This is a genomic window from Mycolicibacterium brisbanense (assembly GCF_001570425.1).
GTDB lineage: Bacteria > Actinomycetota > Actinomycetes > Mycobacteriales > Mycobacteriaceae > Mycobacterium > Mycobacterium brisbanense.
The window spans coordinates 490,885-507,985 of sequence record NZ_BCSX01000024.1 but is presented as its reverse complement, the minus strand read 5'-3'; the positions used below and the strand labels follow the sequence as shown (position 1 = coordinate 507,985).

The window sequence follows — 17,101 nt, the reverse complement described above, 5'->3', positions numbered from 1 at the left end:
ATCCCGATGTTTCCCGTCACTGCCATCGAACTGCCAAATTTTTGCCAGCAAACCGCCAAATCAGCTGCAGCTGCAGCGATCCGCCTGCGGATCGATAGCCAGAAATAGAGGTAGTGCACTACTCGTGAAGGCAGGCCGCCGCCACCGTACGTTTCTTACATCAGCGTCAGCGCTCTCGACGCTTCGATCAGAGGAAGTTCGAAATGAGTAAGGTCCGAACCGCTTCCGCAAACAAAAACGTTGCCGCCCAAACGAATACCCACGTCGCGAGCACCGCGGCGCCGGCCCTCATCACCGCGCAACAGGTGCTGTTCAGCACCGCGGCGGCCGTGGCACTGCCGCGGCGCAGATACTTCGGCGATACGGTGTCGCACGCGATATCGTCGGCGACCACCTGGTGGCGGACCCGCGCCGAACGCCGTCCGGTTCGCCACGACCGCCCGTCGCGGATGAGCTACCTGGAGAACTCGATGATGTCGCGGGAGATGGACCGGCTCTGATCAGCCTGCCAGGCGCACCGGGTCGACGACATCGGCGTAATGCGACGCATCGCCGGCGATGACTCGGCTGCGCTCCCCGTGGACATCGACCGGGATGTCCCCCGCGAGTGTGACGCGGCTCAATCGGCGGAACTGGTCGTCGTAATCGGCCACTGCGTAGTGCTGAGTGGCCCGGTTGTCCCAGATCGCCAAGTCACCCTGCTCCCAGTTCCACCGGATCGTGTTCTCCAGCTTGATCACCCGGTTCTGCAGGAGCTGGAACAGGGTTGTCGACTCGGCGACGCTCAAGCCCACGAACTGCTTGATGAAGTGCCCGAGCAGCAGCACCCGCCTTCCGGTTTCCGGATGTACCCGCACCACCGGATGCTCGGTTTCGTAGTACTGCGACCGGAACTCCTCGCGATATTCGCGTTCGGTGTCGGCAAGCTGTTCGTGGCGGCCGTCGAAGTCGGTCGCGTAGTCGTACTGATTGGTGTGCACCGCCCACAGGTTCTCCACGAGGGCCCGCAGAGGTGCGGGCAGGCGATCGTAGGCGGCTTCGGTCGACGCCCACGTCGTGGTGCCGCCATAGGTGGGTAGGGTAACCGCGCGCAGCAGCGACGCTTTCGGGATCCGGTCGACGAATGTCACGTCGGTGTGCCAGCTGTTGGCCTTCTCGTACCGCGAGTCGATCGGCAGAATCCGCTCACCGCGCGAGGTGACCGTCGGGTGCGCCGTCGTCGGGACGCCGAGCAGCCGCGCGAACGCCAGCTGACGATCGTCGTCGAGATGATGCTGTCCCCGGAAGAAGATCACCTTGTGTTCCAGCAGCGCATCGTTGATGGCAGCCACCGTGGCCGCGTCGAGATCGCCACTGATTTCGACTCCGTCAATACGCGCCCCGATGTTGGCGCCGAGCTTGACCACCTGCAGTGTTGACACTCCGTCACCTTCGCCGGGAATTGTTGCCTACGCCACCATTTGGCTCACCCGGAACCGAATTGAGCAGCGGCAAAACGCTGAGGACGTCGCCAAAGTTCGGCACTTTTTCGTCTATGCTTCGCGCCGGAAACAATCCGGGAACAATATGCGATCAGTCGGCGTTCTGCGTGCACAGGTCTCGACAGGGAGGGTCACCAATGGCAACTGATTACGACGCACCTCGGGTCAAGGAAGCGGACGAGTCCACCGAGGAGTCGCTTGAGGAACTCGCCACCCAGCGGCGGGCGTCGACCGACACGGCTGTGATCGATGAGGACGAGGTGGTCGATTCCTTCGACCTGCCCGATGCGGACCTCACCGGTGAAGAACTCACCGTGCGGGTGATCCCGAAGCAGGCCGACGAGTTCACCTGTTCGAGCTGTTTCCTGGTGCAGCACCGCAACCGATTGGCGTTGCAGCAGGGCGGCCAGCAGATCTGCGTCGACTGCGTCTGACGCATACCGGTCGGGCCGCGCGACAACGCGGCCCGACACATTTCCCCCGGTTTGGGGGACGACCGGGTGACCTTGCGCTCCTAACGTCGTTGCCATGTGGCACAACGGAAACGAAGCCTGGTCTCGACCCGCAGCACAAGCCCTTCCCAAGGAGGGCTACTTCGAGCTCACCCGCGGCCGGTACGGTCCCGTCTATCCGCGGACCCCGGCGTGCTACGGCTTCAACATCATCGCGAAAGTACTCGACGGCCACGAGCAGGCAATCCGCGACTACGGCAAGCAGCTGGAAGCAGCCGTCGCCGCGCAACCCGACGTTCTTGCCCCGCTGAAGCTGCACTACCTGCGCTGGCAACTGTTCGACGTCGGATCCGGACTGCATTTCCAGTACCAGGGCATCTTCGACACCGATTTCGACAAGTACACCGAGGACGCCGTCAGACTGTTCAGCTCGACCGGCATCACCACGGCGTTCACCCATCTGGAGGGCTTCCCCGAGGACTGGAAGTCCAACCCGGAGGCCTTCATCCGGTTCGTCCGGGACCACCAGGTACCCAGCTTCCTCGAATACGGCGAGTATCCGTATGTCACGTCCGACGAGATCAAGAAGGCCCTGCGCCTCAAGGCCGCCTTCTCGGACATGCTGGACCAGATGCAGTGACCGACCTCGAGTTCGACGACATTCAGCACATCATGCTGACCGGGACGCCCCATCTGACCGGCCGGTATGAGTTCCTGACCTTCGAAACACCCGAAGCGGGGCGGGCCTGGTTGACCGAGATGGTTCCGCTCGTGCAATCGGCTACCGATGTCCGCAAGACGGTCAACATTTTCAAGCGTTGGGTCAATCTGGCCTTCACCTGGACTGGACTGCGCGCACTAGGTCTGGACGATGAGTCCCTGGCAAGCTTCCCCGTCGAGTTCCGGGAGGGGATGGCGGCGCGCGCCGACATCCTCGGTGACACCGGAGCGGCCGCACCCGAACACTGGGTGGGTGGACTCGCGGACGACGCTCTGCACGCGATCGTCATCCTGTTCGCCCGCGACGAGGACGAACGCTTGCGGTGCGTGGCCGAACACGACGCGCTGCTCGCCCGCTGCCCCGGTGTGCGGACAATGTCGCATCTGGATCTGGCCGCCACAGCACCGTATGAGTACGACCATGATCACTTCGGGTATCGCGACCCGGTATCTCAGCCGCAGATGAAGGGGGCCGGCGAGGTGCTGATCCCCGGCGCGGGTGGAGCGCTGCAGCCGGGCGAGTTCATCCTCGGTTACCCGGACGAGGATGGTCTGGTCGCGAACAGTCCTGCGCCCAAAGAGCTTTCGCGTAACGGCAGCTACCTGGCCTACCGCAGGCTGGAGGAGCATGTCGGGGTGTTCCGCGACTACCTGAAAGAACATGCCGAGGACGCCGACGGTGAGGAGTTGCTGGCCGCAAAGTTCATGGGCCGCTGGCGAAGCGGAGCGCCCTTGGTGCTGGCACCCCAGCACGACGATCCAGAACTGGGCGCAGATCCGATGCGCAACAATGATTTCGACTACGGCGCCATGGATCCGCACGGTTACGCCTGCCCACTCGGCTCCCATGCTCGCAGGCTCAACCCCCGCGATACCGAACCGAACCCGAATCGACGTAGGTTGATCCGGCGCAGCGGCACCTACGGCCCCGCACTGCCCGAAGGTGCCGCCGACGACGGGGTCGAGCGCGGTGTCGGGATGTTTCTGATCTGTGCCAGCCTCGTTCGCCAGTTCGAGTTCGCCCAGAACGTCTGGATCAACGACACGGCATTCCAAGAGCTCGGCAACGAACACGACCCCATCTGCGGAACGCAGGACGGCACGCTGGACTTCACCATCCCGAAGAGACCGATCCGCAAGGTACACAAAGGGTTACCTGCATTCACCACGCTGCGCGGCGGGGCGTACTTCTTCCTGCCCGGCCTCAGCGCACTGCGCTACCTCACGACACTGACAACCCAGGAGACATCATGATGTCCCACGCCCGCACCTACAACCAGGCCCACATCTCCCGCCCGCACAATGGCAGACGACGCGTCAGCATTTACTGGTCGTGGAGCTACCCGTGGGAAGCACAGCGCGACCCGGCGGTGCTGCACAACCGGTTCTCCACCGTCACCGAGGTCCGGCTGGCCACCTGGCCGGCCTACGAAGCGCCCGAGTACGACGCCCGAAACTTCCTGCAGGGCATCGACGGCACATTGGAGTTGTTCCACCGCTCCACCTTGTCCTTCCAAGACGTGGCCGGCGCAGCGACCGGACATCCGGTGGCGGTGTTCCAGCGGGTCGACCAGGCCGGGTACCGGCTGCCGATCGACGAACGCATCCTGGCCGACACCGACACGTTGATGATCTTCGGCCTCGACCATCTGCTGGGCGATGAGGCCGCAACCCAGGACGAGATCGCCGCCATCCGGCAGTGGCTGCGCCGCGAGGGCACCTGCTTGATGTTGGCACCGCATCACGACGTCGGGTTCGCCGACGACAGGGAACAACAGCAGATGGAGTTCCTGCATCACGGCGATCCGCTGACGCCGCGCATCCAACGTTTCAGTGGCTACGCCCGGTCGCTTCTGACGGGACTGAACATCCCGGTCCACAACACCTGGGGACTGCGGCCCGCCACGATTGAGGGAACCAAACAGATTGTGCCGCTTACCACATTCCGGGACCTGGATTCTGCCGGCCTGCTGCGCGACGTCACCGCCCTGGCGCTGCATCCGCACCTTCCGCACTATGAGCTGACCGCACCCGAGGGCCCAGAACTTCGAGTGCTGGGCCGGCAACCCATCGACCAGACTCGGCCCCATCCCTTCACCCTTGCCGGCAACACCGAGTTCAATGCCCTGATCCACATGCCGCCTGCGGGTGAGCGTGCCGGGGACATCGTGCTGGTCGACTCCACACATTTCACGACGCTGTTCGGCGCGAGTGACAGCCTGCAGGCCTTCTGGCGCAACCTGGTAACCATGGCCTGACGGAGGTGGACATGACCGATCTGCTCCTTCGCGGCTCGAATATCGCGGTCGTCTTCTTCGTCATATCGAGCACGCTGGCCGTCGGCCTGAGCCTGACCGCCGGCCAGATACTCACCCCGCTGAAGAACGTTCGACTGGTCGCGCTGTGCCTCGTCGCGAACTTCGCGCTGGCCCCACTGGCAGCGCTCGGACTGTGGAAGGCGCTCGGCCTCGACGAGCCTTTCGGGATCGGCCTGCTACTGGCCGGATTGGCAGCGGGCGCACCGTTTCTCATCAAACTCGCCGAGTTCGCCAAGGCGGACATCGCCCTGTCGGTGGGACTGATGTTGCTCCTCGTGGTGGTCACCGTCGGGTACGTGCCGTTGGTCCTGCCGCTGTTGGTTCGGGGTACGGCGGTCAATCCCGTGCGCATCGCGGTATCACTCGTCGTGTTGATGCTCATCCCTCTGTCCATCGGTCTGTCGTTGCGCGCCCGCCGTCCGAGCATCGCCGGCCGCATCCGGCCCGCCGTCGGCGTCGTGTCCAACGTAAGCATGGTCCTCGTCGTGCTACTGACGGTGGCCGGCCATTTCCGAAGCGTCGTCTCGGTGTTCGGCACTTTCGCCGTGCTGGCCGCCGTCGTCTACACCGCCGTCTGCGCCGGAATCGGCTGGCTCGTGGCAGTTCCCGGCACCCGCGACGTGTTTGCGCTTGGGACGGCTCAACGCAATGCCGCCGCGGCGTTCGTCGTGGCCGGCCAGAACTTCGATGATCCGAAGGTGGTCGTGATGATCACCGTGGTGTTGATCGTCGAGTTCCTGATGCTGCCGCCGTCCTCCCGCGCTCTCGCCCGGCGGCGCTGAAGCTCACCGCCCGTCGAGCAGGCCGCTCGCGGTGGCCTCGGCCACCGCAGCGGCGCGCGACGATACGCCGAGCTTTCGGTAGATCGACTTGGCTTGACTCTTGACGGTTTCCCGGCCGATGACGAGCTTGTCGGCGATCTGCTGTAGCGACATGTGCGTTGCCAGGTGGGGCAGCAACCGCAATTCCGCGGCGGTCAGCGAAGGCCGCGCTCCACGGGTGGCACGCACAGCCGACAACTCACGGACCTGATCGAGCCGACGCGCAATGCCCACGGCGTCGGGCTCACGGCGGCGCGCCCGCTCCGCGGCGGCCAGATGAGCGTCGCACAGTTCGGTGTCGTCGATCTCGACGGCTGTCGCGGCCACCAGGACATGGGCTAGCAGCGCGGTTCGGGCGGACAGGTCGCCGAGCCTGGGCAGCAGACGTTCGGTGGCGCGCACTGCCGCTCGCGCCCCGGACACGTCCCCGCGCCGGGCCCGTACCTGCGCGTCGACCGCGTAGACCACCACCATCGGCACCATGTCGGACAGGTCGCGAGTGTCGACGATGGCCCTCGCGGCACTGCTGTGCTGCGAGGCACCGACACCGTCGCCCTCATCCAGGTCAAGCAGTGCCAGGTGAGCGAGCGCCGCGGCGTGAAAGCCGGGGAGATCGTCGATCACGGGTAGCGCCGCTTCCAGTTGCCCGCGTGCCCGGTCGGACTCCCCCAGCATGGACAGCGCGGCTCCCGTCATGACAGTGGCGGCGCCCCACCACGGGTTGACCAAGTGATCGCCTGCGCAACAGACGGTTTCGGCGTGCCGGATGACTTCGCGTACCCCGCCGACACCGATGACCGAACCGATCAGTGCCGCTGCCACCTCGACCGAGGGGGTGCCGTCGCTGAGCGGGGCGCCGCGGTCGGCCGCACTGGCCAGCAGCAGGGACCGCTGGATCAGATCGGCATCGCCGGTCGTCACGCCCAACCAGGCACGCGCGATGGCGGCATCGGGGTATTCAGCGAAGATCGCCTCGTCGAGCAGGCTCAGGCGGCGAGCCAGCACACCCGCTCGGCCGTCGAAGCCCAGCCGTACCGCGTCGCCACCGACCAAGGCTGCCACTCTGGCCCGGTCGGCGGCGGCCAAGGCCTGCAGCAAAGCGCCGTCGATGTCACCGCTGCGCGCCAGTCGCTCGGCGGCTCTCGTCGCCAACGCACGGAACCTGTCCGGATCCCGGTCTCGCAGCCGCGTCCGCAGCAGGTCGCCGAACAGCTGGTGGTAGCGGTACCAGACACCCTGCGCGTCAAGGGAAACCAGAAACAAATTGCCTGACTGGACCACGGCGTCCAGCATTGCCGCGGAATCGTTGCGTCCCAACAGATCGTCGAGTTCGTCTGCGCAAAACCGGTCCAGCACTGCCGATTCGGTGAGGAACGTGGCAGTGTCCGGGTTGAGCTGGTCGAGCACCTCCTGCACCAGGTAGTCGGCCATCAGGCGGTGCCGTCCGGTAACTGCAGCGGCGGGTGCACCGTCACGCAGCGCCAGGGCCGCCATGACCACCCCGGCCGCCCAGCCTTCACACCTCTCCACAACCCGCGCGACGGTACCCCCGTCAGCACCGCCCGCCACGGCGGCGAACATCGCCGCACCTTCCGAGCTGGTGAGCGTCAGTTCCGGGGTCCCGATCTCGACCACGGCACCCTGTAAGCGCCTGCGCGCCAGGTCAATAGCTGGCAGTTGTCTGCCGACCAACGCCAGAGCCGCCGACCCAGGCAACAGGTCCACCACCGCCCGCAGCGCTTCGATGGCCGCCGGTGCGGCCATTTCGTGGACATCGTCGAGCACCAGCACAATCGGGCCGGTCTGTTCCAATGTCCGCACCAGTGCGGGAACGAGCTGCGTGTCGACGGCACGGCCTGCACCTTGCAGGTACTGCAAGACCGCCGGGTCTACGGGGCTGACCTGAGCGACCGCGGCAGCAAGATGCAGCAGCAGATGCGCGGGATCGTTGTCGAGGTGCTCGATGCGCACCCATGCGAACGGGCGGTCGTCGGCGTCTTCCCACAGCGCCACGACCGTCGTTTTCCCGTAGCCGGCAGGCGCATTCACCACCACCAGGCCGTCGCCACGCAGCAACTGCGTGACCGCGGCGCGGGCGACCAGGGTGCCGGACATCCGCGGGCGGCCGTAGGTGGCCGCCGGAATGTGCGTCAACCAGTCGCCCGCCTCCACCTGGGCATCGTAGGTCAGCCGCGGACCCGGTGACGCTTCCGCTGGATCGGTGAGTACGGCGTCGGATCAATGTCCGGGCGTCGCTCGTCGATCAAGTCGGCGAGCATCCGCGCCGATCCGCACGCCATCGTCCAGCCGACGTGGCCATGGCCGGTGTTGTAATAAAGGTTGTCGTGACGCCCCAGACCGATCAACGGCGGACCGTCGGGCGTCATCGGCCGTAGTCCCGTACGGTATCGCGCGGTATCCCAGTCGATGGCCCCGGGAAACAGGTCGTTCCCCGCTTGGATGATGTCGGCGTAGTCCGCGGGCGCGCTACTGCGGTCATAGCCGACGAACTCCGCCGTCGCCGACATCCTCAACTCGCCGCCGAACCGCGACCACGCCACGAGTGATCGCTCGTCGATACCGCCCATGGCCGGCGCACGGTCGGGGTCCTTGATCGTTGCGGTCAACGTGTATCCCTTCGCCGGATAGACGGGTATCCGCTGTCGCATGGTCCTGGCCAGCAGCGGGCTCGCCGCCCCAGCGGCCACCACGACTGCGTCGGCGCGAATCTCACCGTCGGAACCCAGAATTCGGGTAACCGAGGAGCCGTCGCTCACCAGCTCGGTGACCGAGGTACCGAGGTGGAAGCTGACCCCCAGCCTGCGGCACACCTCGGCCAGTCCGCAGGCGAACAGGTGCGGGTCGCCGGTGCCGTCGGAGGTGTCGTGGATGGCACCGGCGAACCGGGTCAGGCTGTGACCGAGCGCCGGTTCCAGTGCGGTCACCTGATCGAAACTCAGCACTTGCTGGCGCCTGCCATGGTCCTGTAAAAGGCGGGAAAGCTGTTCTGCCGCATCAAGCTCGGCGTCGGAATGGTAGAGGTAAAGCACGCCCGCGTGGGTCTGCCAGTAGTGCAGACCTTCGCGTATCGCAAGTTCGTCCATCAACTGCTGGCTGTAACGGGCCAGCCGCAGCTTGGCCACGGTGTTTGCGCGGGACCGCGACGGCACGCATTCCCGGAGGAAGCACAATCCCCACCGGATCAGGTCTGCATCCAGCCTAGGCCGGAGCCGGATCGATGTGGCCTCGCCCAGCAACGACTTCACCAGCATCACAGGCGCTTTCGGAGAGGCCCAAGCGTACGAGTGCCCGGGAGCGACCAGCCCGGCGGTGCTGGCGCTGGTGTCCGAGGCGATGTCGCCGCGACGGTCGTAGACGTGGACCTCATGGCCGCGTTCAGCAAGGGCATGTGCGGTCGCGACGCCGACGACGCCGGCGCCGATCACAGCGATCTTCACAGTGCAGCCTCCGTCCGCGGGGTGCTCGGCACCGAGACGGCACTGGATTCGGTGAGCAACATGCCGTTGGTTTCCGGAGCCAGCAGGAAGGTGATGAACCACCCGAATCCGGCCACGACGGCCCCGACCAACATCGTCAGCTGCACCGAATGGGCCAGCAGCAGCGGCGCACCGTACACGCCGATGGCTGCACCGACCCGACTCGCGCCGGTCGCGAATCCGTTGGCAGTGGCACGCACCCCGGTGGGAAACAGCTCGGACGGATAGATCGCCTCAAGGCACTGACCCGAGTACATCGCAAGGCCGAACACCGCGAACAGCACCAGTACCAACCACATCGGGGGGTGGGCGACGACGGCCAGACCCAGCAGTGGCAGCGCCGAGACGGCGAAGCTCCACAGCAGTAGCTTGCGCCTGCCCTTGTTGATCCACAGTGCGCCCGACAACGAGCCGACGACATAGAAGATCTGAATGATGACGGCGCCCAGGTACGCGGTATTGCCTTCAGCGAGCCCGAATTGCTTGAGAATGGCGGGCTCATAGGTCGCGATCGCGTAGATCGGCAGCAGCTGGCAGGCCCAGAACAGCGCGACGAACAGCGTGCGCTTGCGATACTCGGGCCGGAAGATGGTCAGGTAGCCCGTCGGGCTGCCCTGCGGCTCTTCGATATCGGCGAGCGTCGCATCGGGGCCGAGCATCTGCTTGAGAACCGCTTGGGCCTCCTCGTGGCGCCCCTTGCTCAATAGCCACCGCGGCGATTCCGGTGTACCGAGCCGCATCGTGAGGATGAGAAGCGCCGGGATGGCGCTGCTGGCCAGCATCCAGCGCCAGGCTTCCGGACCGAGGTCGAGCATGAAATACCCGACGGTGTAAGCGATCGCGGCACCGACGGAGAACATGGTGACCAGCACGACCAGTAGTGGGCCGCGGGACTTCTGCGGCGCGAACTCTGAAGCGATGGTCCCGGCGATAGCGAGGTCGGCACCCACCGCGACGCCCATCAGGGTGCGCAGCACGATGAGTTGCCACGGTTCATCAGCGAAGAACTGCAGCGCCGACAGCACGACGAAGCAGGCGAGGTCGGCGATGTAGACCTTCTGTCGGCCGAACCTGTCGGTCACCGCGCCGAAGATCAGGCCGCCGAAGAACATGCCCACGAGGGACGAGGCGCCGAGGAGTCCCGCCGACACCGGGGTCAGGGCGAAATGCGCGGTGAGCAGCGGCAGTGCGACGCCGATGATGCTCAGGATGTAGCCGTCACAGAACTCGCCACCACCTGCATACAGGGTGATGAGCCACTGAGTTCGCGACGCCTTGGTGTGTTCGAGCGAGGCAGTGGATGTCGTCATGCGGCACGACGATAGTAACCGAAGTGACGCAGGTCACTGTATGTAGAGTACTTTTCTATATCGATAATTCGGGCTTTGACTATACGGAAAGCACAAGATGGAACCAGTGGTGCTCACCTCCGCACTGGCCGGCGAGATCGCCGACGAGACCACCCGCATCCTCGGCCACAACGTCCTGATCACCGACGCGAACGCGCAGGTGATCGGCAGCGGCGACCCGTCGCGCATCGGCACGGTCCACGAGGCGTCGGTGGCAGTACTACAGACCGGTGCTGCCGCCAGCCATGACGCCAAGCAGGCCTCAGCCCTGGTCGGCGTCCGACCCGGCATCACCATGCCGATCGTGCTCGACGGCGCGGTCGTCGGCACAGTCGGTATCACCGGACCGCCTGCGCAGGTGGTCAAGCTGGGCCGCCTGGTGCAGCGGCAGACGGAAATCCTGCTGCGCGAGTCACAGTTTCAGCGCACCCGGCTGCTACGGGCGAACAGGCTCAACCAGTTGGTGCGCGACATCGTCGAATTCGACCCGCGCCTGGTGGACGAGCAGATCATCCGCGCCAGTGCTGTCGATTTGGGTTACGACCTGACCCGGCCGCGAGTGGCGATCGTCTTCGAGGTACAGCCCGGTCCGGTGAGCTATCCGTCGTCGGTGCGCGCGATCGGAGAGATCTTTGGCGCCCGGATGGATCTGGTCGCCGAGCTCGCCACGGGACGATACGTTGTCCTGCATCATCTTTCCGAGGCAGATTCACCACCGGACCGGGCCAGGCGCACTGCGGACCTGTTGGGCGAACGCCATGGCATCAATGTGCGCGTCGGCATCGGCGAGGTAGGTACCGGCGTCGCCGCACTCGCAGACTCCTACGCCGACGCCGTCGCGGCCTTGCGCCTCGGCCGCGACGACATGGCGACAGCGATCCACGAGATCGCCGACCTGCGCGTGGCCCAGGTGCTGGACTCGGTGAGCAACCAGGCACACGAACGCTTCACGCATTCACAGTTGGCACCCATCGCCGGCGAGAGCGATTTCGCCGTACTGCGTGCGACTTTGCTCGCGTGGTGTGAAAGCGGCTGCAATCTCGTGGCGACGGCTCACCTGTTGAACATTCACCGGAACACGGTGATCTACCGCCTCGACAAGATCTCCCGGCTCACCGAGCGGGATGTGCGGGAACCTCGGGTTGCCGTTGCTCTCTATCTGGCGTGCCTCATGGCCGGCGGCTAGCCTGACCCCTGGGGAGGTCGTCGATGAGATCCACGGTTGTGGTGGCTGGTTCCATAGTGTGCGCGGGATCGATGTTGTCCCCGCCGGCGTCGGCCGAACCTCCGATCACGTGCGGGAAGAACCTCGCTTCCTACCAAATCGTCACGGCAGCACAACGTCTCGCCCCTTACCCGGGTACCGATTGGCGCTGGTCCACCGACCCGCGAACCATCGAGGGCAATTTCAACCCGTGTGTCGCGCTGTCGGCGGCGCTCGTGACGGTCGAGGGGGCTACCAGCAGTTCTCCGGTGGCGGCCTTGATGTTCCACAACGGCGAGTACCTCGGCACGGCCACATCGAAAGCCTATGGCTTCACCACCCTGAACACGGCGCGGAGCACCGACGACACTGTCGTCCTCGACTACAAGACGCCCGGAGCGTGCAATGCATGCCCGCCGGCCGCGGTGACGAGTGTTCGCTATCAGTGGCAGGGCGACCACGTCGTCATGCTCGACCCACCGCCGCCGGGCTGACCCGCCCCAGCGTCGGATTCAAAAAGACATAGAGCGCAACGATTTTCCCGTCACGTCCCGTTCTGTTGCCGGTCGCTCAGTCCAATCTCGCCGAAACATGGAAGACCGGCGGCAGAATATTGACATGACGACGGGATCCCATGGGGATGTGCAACTGGAGAACGATCACTTCCGCGTGACCAGATGGACGATCGATCCCGGCGGGGCGATCCCGATGCACCGGCACGAGTACGAATACGTCGTGGTGCCTCTGGTCACCGACACCATGCACGTCGTGACCGCTGACGGCGACGAGATCGTCGCTGAACTCAGAGCGGGCCAGAGCTACTCACGCCCCGCCGGCGCCGAACACACCGTCGAGAACCGTGGCGACCGCGATCCGATCATCTTCGTCGAGGTCGAACGGCTCTCCTAGGCGGTTCGAGCTCCACAATTCCGCGCTGCCTAGCCTTGTCCATGAGAGGCTCCATGTCGTCGACACCGCGAATGCCGGTGTTGCGGTTGCTTTCCCTGACCCAATCCCCATTGCCCCGGCGCTTCAACCTGGCGACCAAGTTGTAGTCGGCACTGCCGGCGTTCCAAACCCGGTCGGTGTGTTTGGTGTCGTCGTGCATCTCCCGGCCCGTGACGGCGATGGTCAAGCTCAGCCAAACCTGCTCAGTTTTGGCGAGCTTGGCGGGACATAGGAGCATGGGATTTCCATAGCCGGCACTTCGAATTTCCTCAGCTCGGCTCGGCATTGTGGTGTCATGACCGGTTCAACCGAAGGCTTTGATGTGGCCGCTTCAGATACCGTGCCGGAAAGCCGCAGGCGCGTGGCCTTTCCCGTCACACTGTTGGCGACCCTCGGATTGATCCTTCTTGCCGCCACCCAAGCAGGCCCTGCGTGGGTCCACGGCTTCACCTCGGTCGGCGCCGCTGTGGCGGCGACGGCCGTGTTGTTCGCTGCCGAACTCCGTTGGATGGAGTGGGTCACCACGGCCGAGTCGGCCGGCTTGGTAGCCGAGTCTGGCTGCTGACAGTCAAGGCCTACTCATCCGCCAGATCAGATCAACAGCCCTCACGTCGTCTGTGCCTCAACGGAGGAGGATTCAGTCACTGAGCCCGGCGGCGACAGCACGCGCGGCCGCCCGCCCGGCAGTGTGCATCGGCGCCGACGAGCGTGTGGTGCGCGCGAGGAGAACCGCCCCTTCGATCAGGCAGAGAACTTCCTCTGCGACTTCGCGGGCGCGCTCGGCGGTCATCCCGGCCGTGGTGAAGCGCTCCCGAAGCACTGCCAGCCAGGACTCGAATGCTTCGGCGGCGGCGGTGCGCATCAGTTCGTCATTGTTGGCCACTTCCAGCGCGATCGTGGCGATCGGGCAGGCGTAGGCGTAATCGGCTTCCTCAAGCAGCTTCGCTGCCCGAACAAACGAATCCTCGGTGGCCTCCACCACATTGGCATCAACCGGAAACACCGACTCGAGCAGTTCCCGGTAGCGCTCAGCGCCATAGGTGAGGGCTGCGGCGCCCAGTTGCTGCTTACCACCAGGGAAGAAGTGGTACAGCGAGCCGTACGGTGCCTCAGCTGCCGCTAGGACAGCTTTTATGCCGGTTGCGCCAAAACCCTGCCGGCTGAACAGATCTGTGGCGGATTCCAGTAGCCGAATCTTGGTTTCAGCGGGCTTACTGGCGCTTGTCGTGGTGGCAGACACCTTCCCAGGATAGCCGCTAGATCAATCTGTATTGGCGCTGAAGGGGCGAGGTTCCCCTGCAGGACGGTACCGACGATGCAGCAGTCGCGGTGCCAACCAGACTTGCCGCGTTCGCTCACGTCCCGGAAAGCACTGTCACACCGGACTTCGTGGTCACGAACACCGAGTGGGTGACCGGGTCTGCCACCACACGTTGGGGCTCATCGTCGAGCTGGACCGTTGTGGTGAGTGTATGCGTATCGGCGTCGATGACCGACAAGCTCTTCTGTTCCTTGGTCGTCACGTAGATGGCGTGGGCAGCAGGGTCGATCGACAACGACCTGTCGGAGGGCGCCGCGGCCAACGGGGTGCTGTCGACAACGGCGTGAGTGGTCGGGTCGACGCTCATCAGATGACCGTTGTAACCCACTGCGATCACGGTGCCAGACTTCGGGTCGACGGCCACATCGTCGGCCTGGTCAGGCAGCGTAACCGTGCCGGAGACCTTGTTGGTCGTGGTGTCGATCGTCAGCAGATCGGAGCTGCCGTTTCCGGAGGCGTAGATGGTGTGGTTGACCGGACTCAATGCCATCGCCTCAACAGACTCAGTGAGTTCGACAGCGCCCGTGACCTTCTCGGTCGCAAGGTCGACCGTCTTCATCGCGTTCTCGCCACTGTACTGGACGTAGAGGGTCTTCTCGTCCGGGCCGAGGACCAACCCTCCCGGGCTGTCTCCGACTGCGATGGTGGCAGCAACCCGGCCTGACGCCAGGTCGACCACCAACACGTTGCCATCTGTCCCGGAAACTCCTGCAAGATAGAGCTTTTGCCCCGACGGGTCGATCGCAATACCGTCGAGGATGTAGCTGCCGCCGCCGAGGGCGATGGCACCGACTTTGTTGCGCGTAGCCGTGTCGATCACGGTGGGGTCACCCATGCCCGCGACGTAGAGCTTGTGAGCGTCGGGGTCGATCGACATCCTTGATGGAAACATCCCAAGGTTCATGCTCGACACCACTGCGGTCGCGGGCGTCGCCTTCCGCTCTGCCGTCGACGATGCGCCCGTGTGCTCGTCCGTACGCTTCGCGCACCCACCAACGAGGGTCACGCTCACCAGCACACCGACCAAACCCACTCTGACGGGGACGGTCAGCCCACCGAGTCTAGTTGTCGCACACATCGATTCCTCCCGAGTTTCGAGCCAGCTCCGCAACGCCATACGAGATGTACAAGTGACCGACCACGGCGATTGCGCGCTCCCACCCCCCTTTCATCCCCGGTCGATCAGGAGCAGCTCAATGGCCGAACAACAGCGGGACGCCAACGAGAAAGGAGAAAACACCGCCACCGACGAACAACGCGACCTTCCGCGTGAAGGTGGGATCATCGACCCAGATGCGCTTGCCCGGTGTGTACCAGACACTTACGGCCTTACCTAGCCGCGACGTGCGCGTCGTCGCCTGTGCGGATTGCTCCATCCATGCTCCGTCCGGCGCCTGGAACCGCACTCTGGCCTGATACGACTGGAGACCGCGACCATCTTGGCGGGTAGTTTCGGCTGTGACTGTCGCCATGAGCTTCATGCCGGAGTGCTTGGCGCTCACCCGCCGGACAATGAGTGCGACTCCCCACGAAAGTGCCAACAGGCCCATGGCAAATGGCAGCGTCGCGATCAGCATGTCTTTCATGCGACTCTCCGCTTCTCCGACCTTGGTTTGCGTAGCAAGACCACCAAGGGCCGACAACTGAGATTGCGACAGCGTAGTCGTGGCTTGGAGGGGTGCTATCCGCCGACGCTACCGAATGCCCAGGTTGACTTGAAGGTACGGCCGGGCATCCGATTGGGCAGCCAGCACCATTCGTCCCGCTACTCCCGTGATGAATGTTGCTTCTCCCGCAGGCCATTTCGTAGTCACGGTGCCAACGACGTCAGCTGACACGTCAGGGTGACAGAAACTTGGGGACCGAAACTAGGTAGTCGTCCGCCCCGCGTTCGGGAAACAGGTAGTTCCGCCACCGGCCGACGCACCCCCGCGCGCGCACTCTCGTCCCACGACGCCGTCTACGACAAAGGGGAATTCCGTGAAGCATCCGATCTTGTTGTTCGCGCTGGGCGCTGGTGCGCCGGCGTTGGCCTTGGGTATCGCCGCGCCTAACGCGGCGGCCGACAGCACCGCCGCCAACACCCACCCCAAGCCCGGCATCGCGGTGTCGGTGAACGGGAACACGGTGAAGCTCGGCAACGCCGACGCCAGCACCACCAAGGGTGGGCACAGCGTCGCGATCGCAGTCAACGGCAGCACAGCCAACGCCGGCGGCACCCACGATCTGGCCGTCGCCATCAACGGCAGCACGGCGACCACATCGGGCGGTACCCGCACCGTCGCGATAGCGATCAACAACAGCACTGCCACGGCGGGCGATGGGACCAACAACCGGGCGGTGGCGATCAACAACGGAGACGCCTACGCGCGCACCGGCGACAACAACTACGCCAAGGCGACCAACAACGCCAAGGCCGTCGCCTGGCGGGGTGACAACAACACCGCCATCGTCGACGGCACGTGCCCCCGGGGAGTCGTCTGCGCCCAGAGCAGTGTCGGCGCGGGCGTTGGCGACAACAACACCGCCAAAGTCACCGGCGGTAACGCCGAAATCGGCGTGGGTACCGGAAACAACAACCACCTGGTCTCGAACGGAACCGGCAACAAGCTCACCGCCGGTTACGGCGACAACAACACTGTCACCGTCAATGGCAACGATGACTACGGCCGGGCTGGCGGCACACTGAGCTCGCATTCCGACAACAACTCGCTCGTCATCAACGGCGACGGCTATCGGCAAACCACCGGTGCGGTCGCCACCGGAGGGACGACGGTGATCCTGCCTCCGCCCACCCAGTAGTGCCGGATACCTACCAGACCGCGCTGTCCCGGCTGCCCGAGGCGCATGCACGACTGCTGCGCCTCGTGGCGGCGGGCCGGCCCGACGACGAGATATGCCGCGAGCTCGGCATCGAACCAGAAGGCCTGAACCCGCTGCTCGACCTGGCACGCCGCAAACTCCGCCGGGAATTGACGCGAGAGTAAGCG

19 protein-coding genes are annotated in these 17,101 nt (G+C 64.9%); 12 read left to right on the top strand and 7 right to left on the bottom strand.

The genetic code is table 11. The annotated features are described in order from the left end of the window. The first annotated feature begins 203 nt into the window (after nucleotides 1-203). Nucleotides 204-500 carry a hypothetical protein gene (locus RMCB_RS15165; protein ID WP_062829398.1) on the top strand — a complete coding sequence of 99 codons (297 nt, stop codon included), beginning with the start codon at nucleotides 204-206 and terminating at the stop codon, nucleotides 498-500. Here the strand turns inward: RMCB_RS15165 and RMCB_RS15160 are convergent, their stop codons facing one another. Further along, a complete protein-coding gene (locus RMCB_RS15160) occupies nucleotides 501-1,421 on the bottom strand; it encodes a TauD/TfdA dioxygenase family protein (RefSeq protein ID WP_062829397.1) in 921 nt (306 codons plus the stop codon). Nucleotides 1,422-1,618: 197 nt separating this feature from the next. Between RMCB_RS15160 and RMCB_RS15155 the strand changes: the two genes are divergently transcribed. The 5 genes from RMCB_RS15155 (at nucleotide 1,619) to RMCB_RS15135 (ending at nucleotide 5,753) form a co-directional block, all read left to right on the top strand. Continuing rightward, nucleotides 1,619-1,915 (top strand): DUF4193 domain-containing protein, encoded by a 297-nt coding sequence (locus tag RMCB_RS15155; RefSeq protein ID WP_029370755.1) that lies wholly within the window; start codon nucleotides 1,619-1,621, stop codon nucleotides 1,913-1,915. A 94-nt stretch (nucleotides 1,916-2,009) separates the two neighbouring features. Then, on the top strand, nucleotides 2,010-2,573 hold the full coding sequence (locus RMCB_RS15150) for a hypothetical protein (protein WP_062829396.1): 564 nt from the start codon (nucleotides 2,010-2,012) through the stop codon (nucleotides 2,571-2,573). Next, nucleotides 2,570-3,907: a Dyp-type peroxidase gene (locus RMCB_RS15145; protein WP_407662125.1), complete on the top strand. Its 1,338-nt coding sequence runs from the start codon at nucleotides 2,570-2,572 to the stop codon at nucleotides 3,905-3,907. Before RMCB_RS15150 ends, RMCB_RS15145 begins: the two co-directional genes overlap by 4 nt. Next, the gene (locus RMCB_RS15140) at nucleotides 3,907-4,911 is read left to right on the top strand and encodes a hypothetical protein (protein ID WP_062829395.1); all 1,005 of its coding nucleotides are present in this window, start codon (nucleotides 3,907-3,909) and stop codon (nucleotides 4,909-4,911) included. The genes RMCB_RS15145 and RMCB_RS15140 overlap by 1 nt, the downstream gene beginning before the upstream one ends. An 11-nt stretch (nucleotides 4,912-4,922) precedes the next feature. Next, complete coding sequence (locus RMCB_RS15135) at nucleotides 4,923-5,753, top strand: bile acid:sodium symporter family protein (RefSeq protein WP_063979620.1); 831 nt, start codon at nucleotides 4,923-4,925, stop codon at nucleotides 5,751-5,753. A gap of 3 nt (nucleotides 5,754-5,756) precedes the next feature. Here the strand turns inward: RMCB_RS15135 and RMCB_RS15130 are convergent, their stop codons facing one another. The 3 genes from RMCB_RS15130 to RMCB_RS15120 are packed head-to-tail and all read right to left on the bottom strand — an operon-like array spanning nucleotide 5,757 to nucleotide 10,599. After that, nucleotides 5,757-7,964 carry a LuxR family transcriptional regulator gene (locus RMCB_RS15130; protein WP_062829393.1) on the bottom strand — a complete coding sequence of 736 codons (2,208 nt, stop codon included), beginning with the start codon at nucleotides 7,962-7,964 and terminating at the stop codon, nucleotides 5,757-5,759. Between the two features lie 14 nt (nucleotides 7,965-7,978). Continuing rightward, nucleotides 7,979-9,250, bottom strand: coding sequence for a D-amino acid dehydrogenase (locus RMCB_RS15125; protein ID WP_062829392.1), 1,272 nt, complete (start codon nucleotides 9,248-9,250; stop codon nucleotides 7,979-7,981). Continuing rightward, a complete protein-coding gene (locus RMCB_RS15120) occupies nucleotides 9,247-10,599 on the bottom strand; it encodes an MFS transporter (RefSeq protein WP_062829391.1) in 1,353 nt (450 codons plus the stop codon). Before RMCB_RS15120 ends, RMCB_RS15125 begins: the two co-directional genes overlap by 4 nt. 97 nt (nucleotides 10,600-10,696) lie before the next feature. Here RMCB_RS15120 and RMCB_RS15115 point away from each other — a divergent pair, with 97 nt between their 5' ends. The 4 genes from RMCB_RS15115 (at nucleotide 10,697) to RMCB_RS15095 (ending at nucleotide 13,355) form a co-directional block, all read left to right on the top strand. After that, nucleotides 10,697-11,824 carry a CdaR family transcriptional regulator gene (locus tag RMCB_RS15115; protein ID WP_062829390.1) on the top strand — a complete coding sequence of 376 codons (1,128 nt, stop codon included), beginning with the start codon at nucleotides 10,697-10,699 and terminating at the stop codon, nucleotides 11,822-11,824. Nucleotides 11,825-11,847: 23 nt separating this feature from the next. Continuing rightward, nucleotides 11,848-12,336, top strand: coding sequence for an LppP/LprE family lipoprotein (locus tag RMCB_RS15110; protein WP_062829389.1), 489 nt, complete (start codon nucleotides 11,848-11,850; stop codon nucleotides 12,334-12,336). A 124-nt stretch (nucleotides 12,337-12,460) separates the two neighbouring features. Then, the gene (locus tag RMCB_RS15105) at nucleotides 12,461-12,751 is read left to right on the top strand and encodes a cupin domain-containing protein (RefSeq protein ID WP_062829388.1); all 291 of its coding nucleotides are present in this window, start codon (nucleotides 12,461-12,463) and stop codon (nucleotides 12,749-12,751) included. Nucleotides 12,752-13,085: 334 nt separating this feature from the next. Continuing rightward, nucleotides 13,086-13,355, top strand: coding sequence for a hypothetical protein (locus RMCB_RS15095; protein WP_062829386.1), 270 nt, complete (start codon nucleotides 13,086-13,088; stop codon nucleotides 13,353-13,355). Between the two features lie 72 nt (nucleotides 13,356-13,427). Here RMCB_RS15095 and RMCB_RS15090 read toward each other — a convergent pair whose 3' ends face one another. The 3 genes from RMCB_RS15090 to RMCB_RS15080 all read right to left on the bottom strand — a co-directional run bounded on the left by RMCB_RS15090 (nucleotide 13,428) and on the right by RMCB_RS15080 (nucleotide 15,697). After that, entirely contained in the window at nucleotides 13,428-14,030 is a 603-nt protein-coding gene (locus tag RMCB_RS15090) for a TetR/AcrR family transcriptional regulator (RefSeq protein ID WP_062829385.1), read from the bottom strand. A 115-nt stretch (nucleotides 14,031-14,145) separates the two neighbouring features. Beyond that, nucleotides 14,146-15,228 (bottom strand): YncE family protein, encoded by a 1,083-nt coding sequence (locus RMCB_RS15085; RefSeq protein ID WP_131805530.1) that lies wholly within the window; start codon nucleotides 15,226-15,228, stop codon nucleotides 14,146-14,148. Between the two features lie 76 nt (nucleotides 15,229-15,304). Continuing rightward, nucleotides 15,305-15,697 carry a DUF3592 domain-containing protein gene (locus RMCB_RS15080; protein ID WP_062829383.1) on the bottom strand — a complete coding sequence of 131 codons (393 nt, stop codon included), beginning with the start codon at nucleotides 15,695-15,697 and terminating at the stop codon, nucleotides 15,305-15,307. A 394-nt stretch (nucleotides 15,698-16,091) separates the two neighbouring features. Between RMCB_RS15080 and RMCB_RS15075 the strand changes: the two genes are divergently transcribed. Both RMCB_RS15075 and RMCB_RS15070 read left to right on the top strand, forming a co-directional pair. Continuing rightward, nucleotides 16,092-16,913 (top strand): hypothetical protein, encoded by an 822-nt coding sequence (locus RMCB_RS15075; RefSeq protein WP_062829382.1) that lies wholly within the window; start codon nucleotides 16,092-16,094, stop codon nucleotides 16,911-16,913. Next, the gene (locus RMCB_RS15070) at nucleotides 16,913-17,098 is read left to right on the top strand and encodes a hypothetical protein (protein ID WP_062829381.1); all 186 of its coding nucleotides are present in this window, start codon (nucleotides 16,913-16,915) and stop codon (nucleotides 17,096-17,098) included. Before RMCB_RS15075 ends, RMCB_RS15070 begins: the two co-directional genes overlap by 1 nt. The last annotated feature ends 3 nt before the right edge of the window (nucleotides 17,099-17,101 follow it).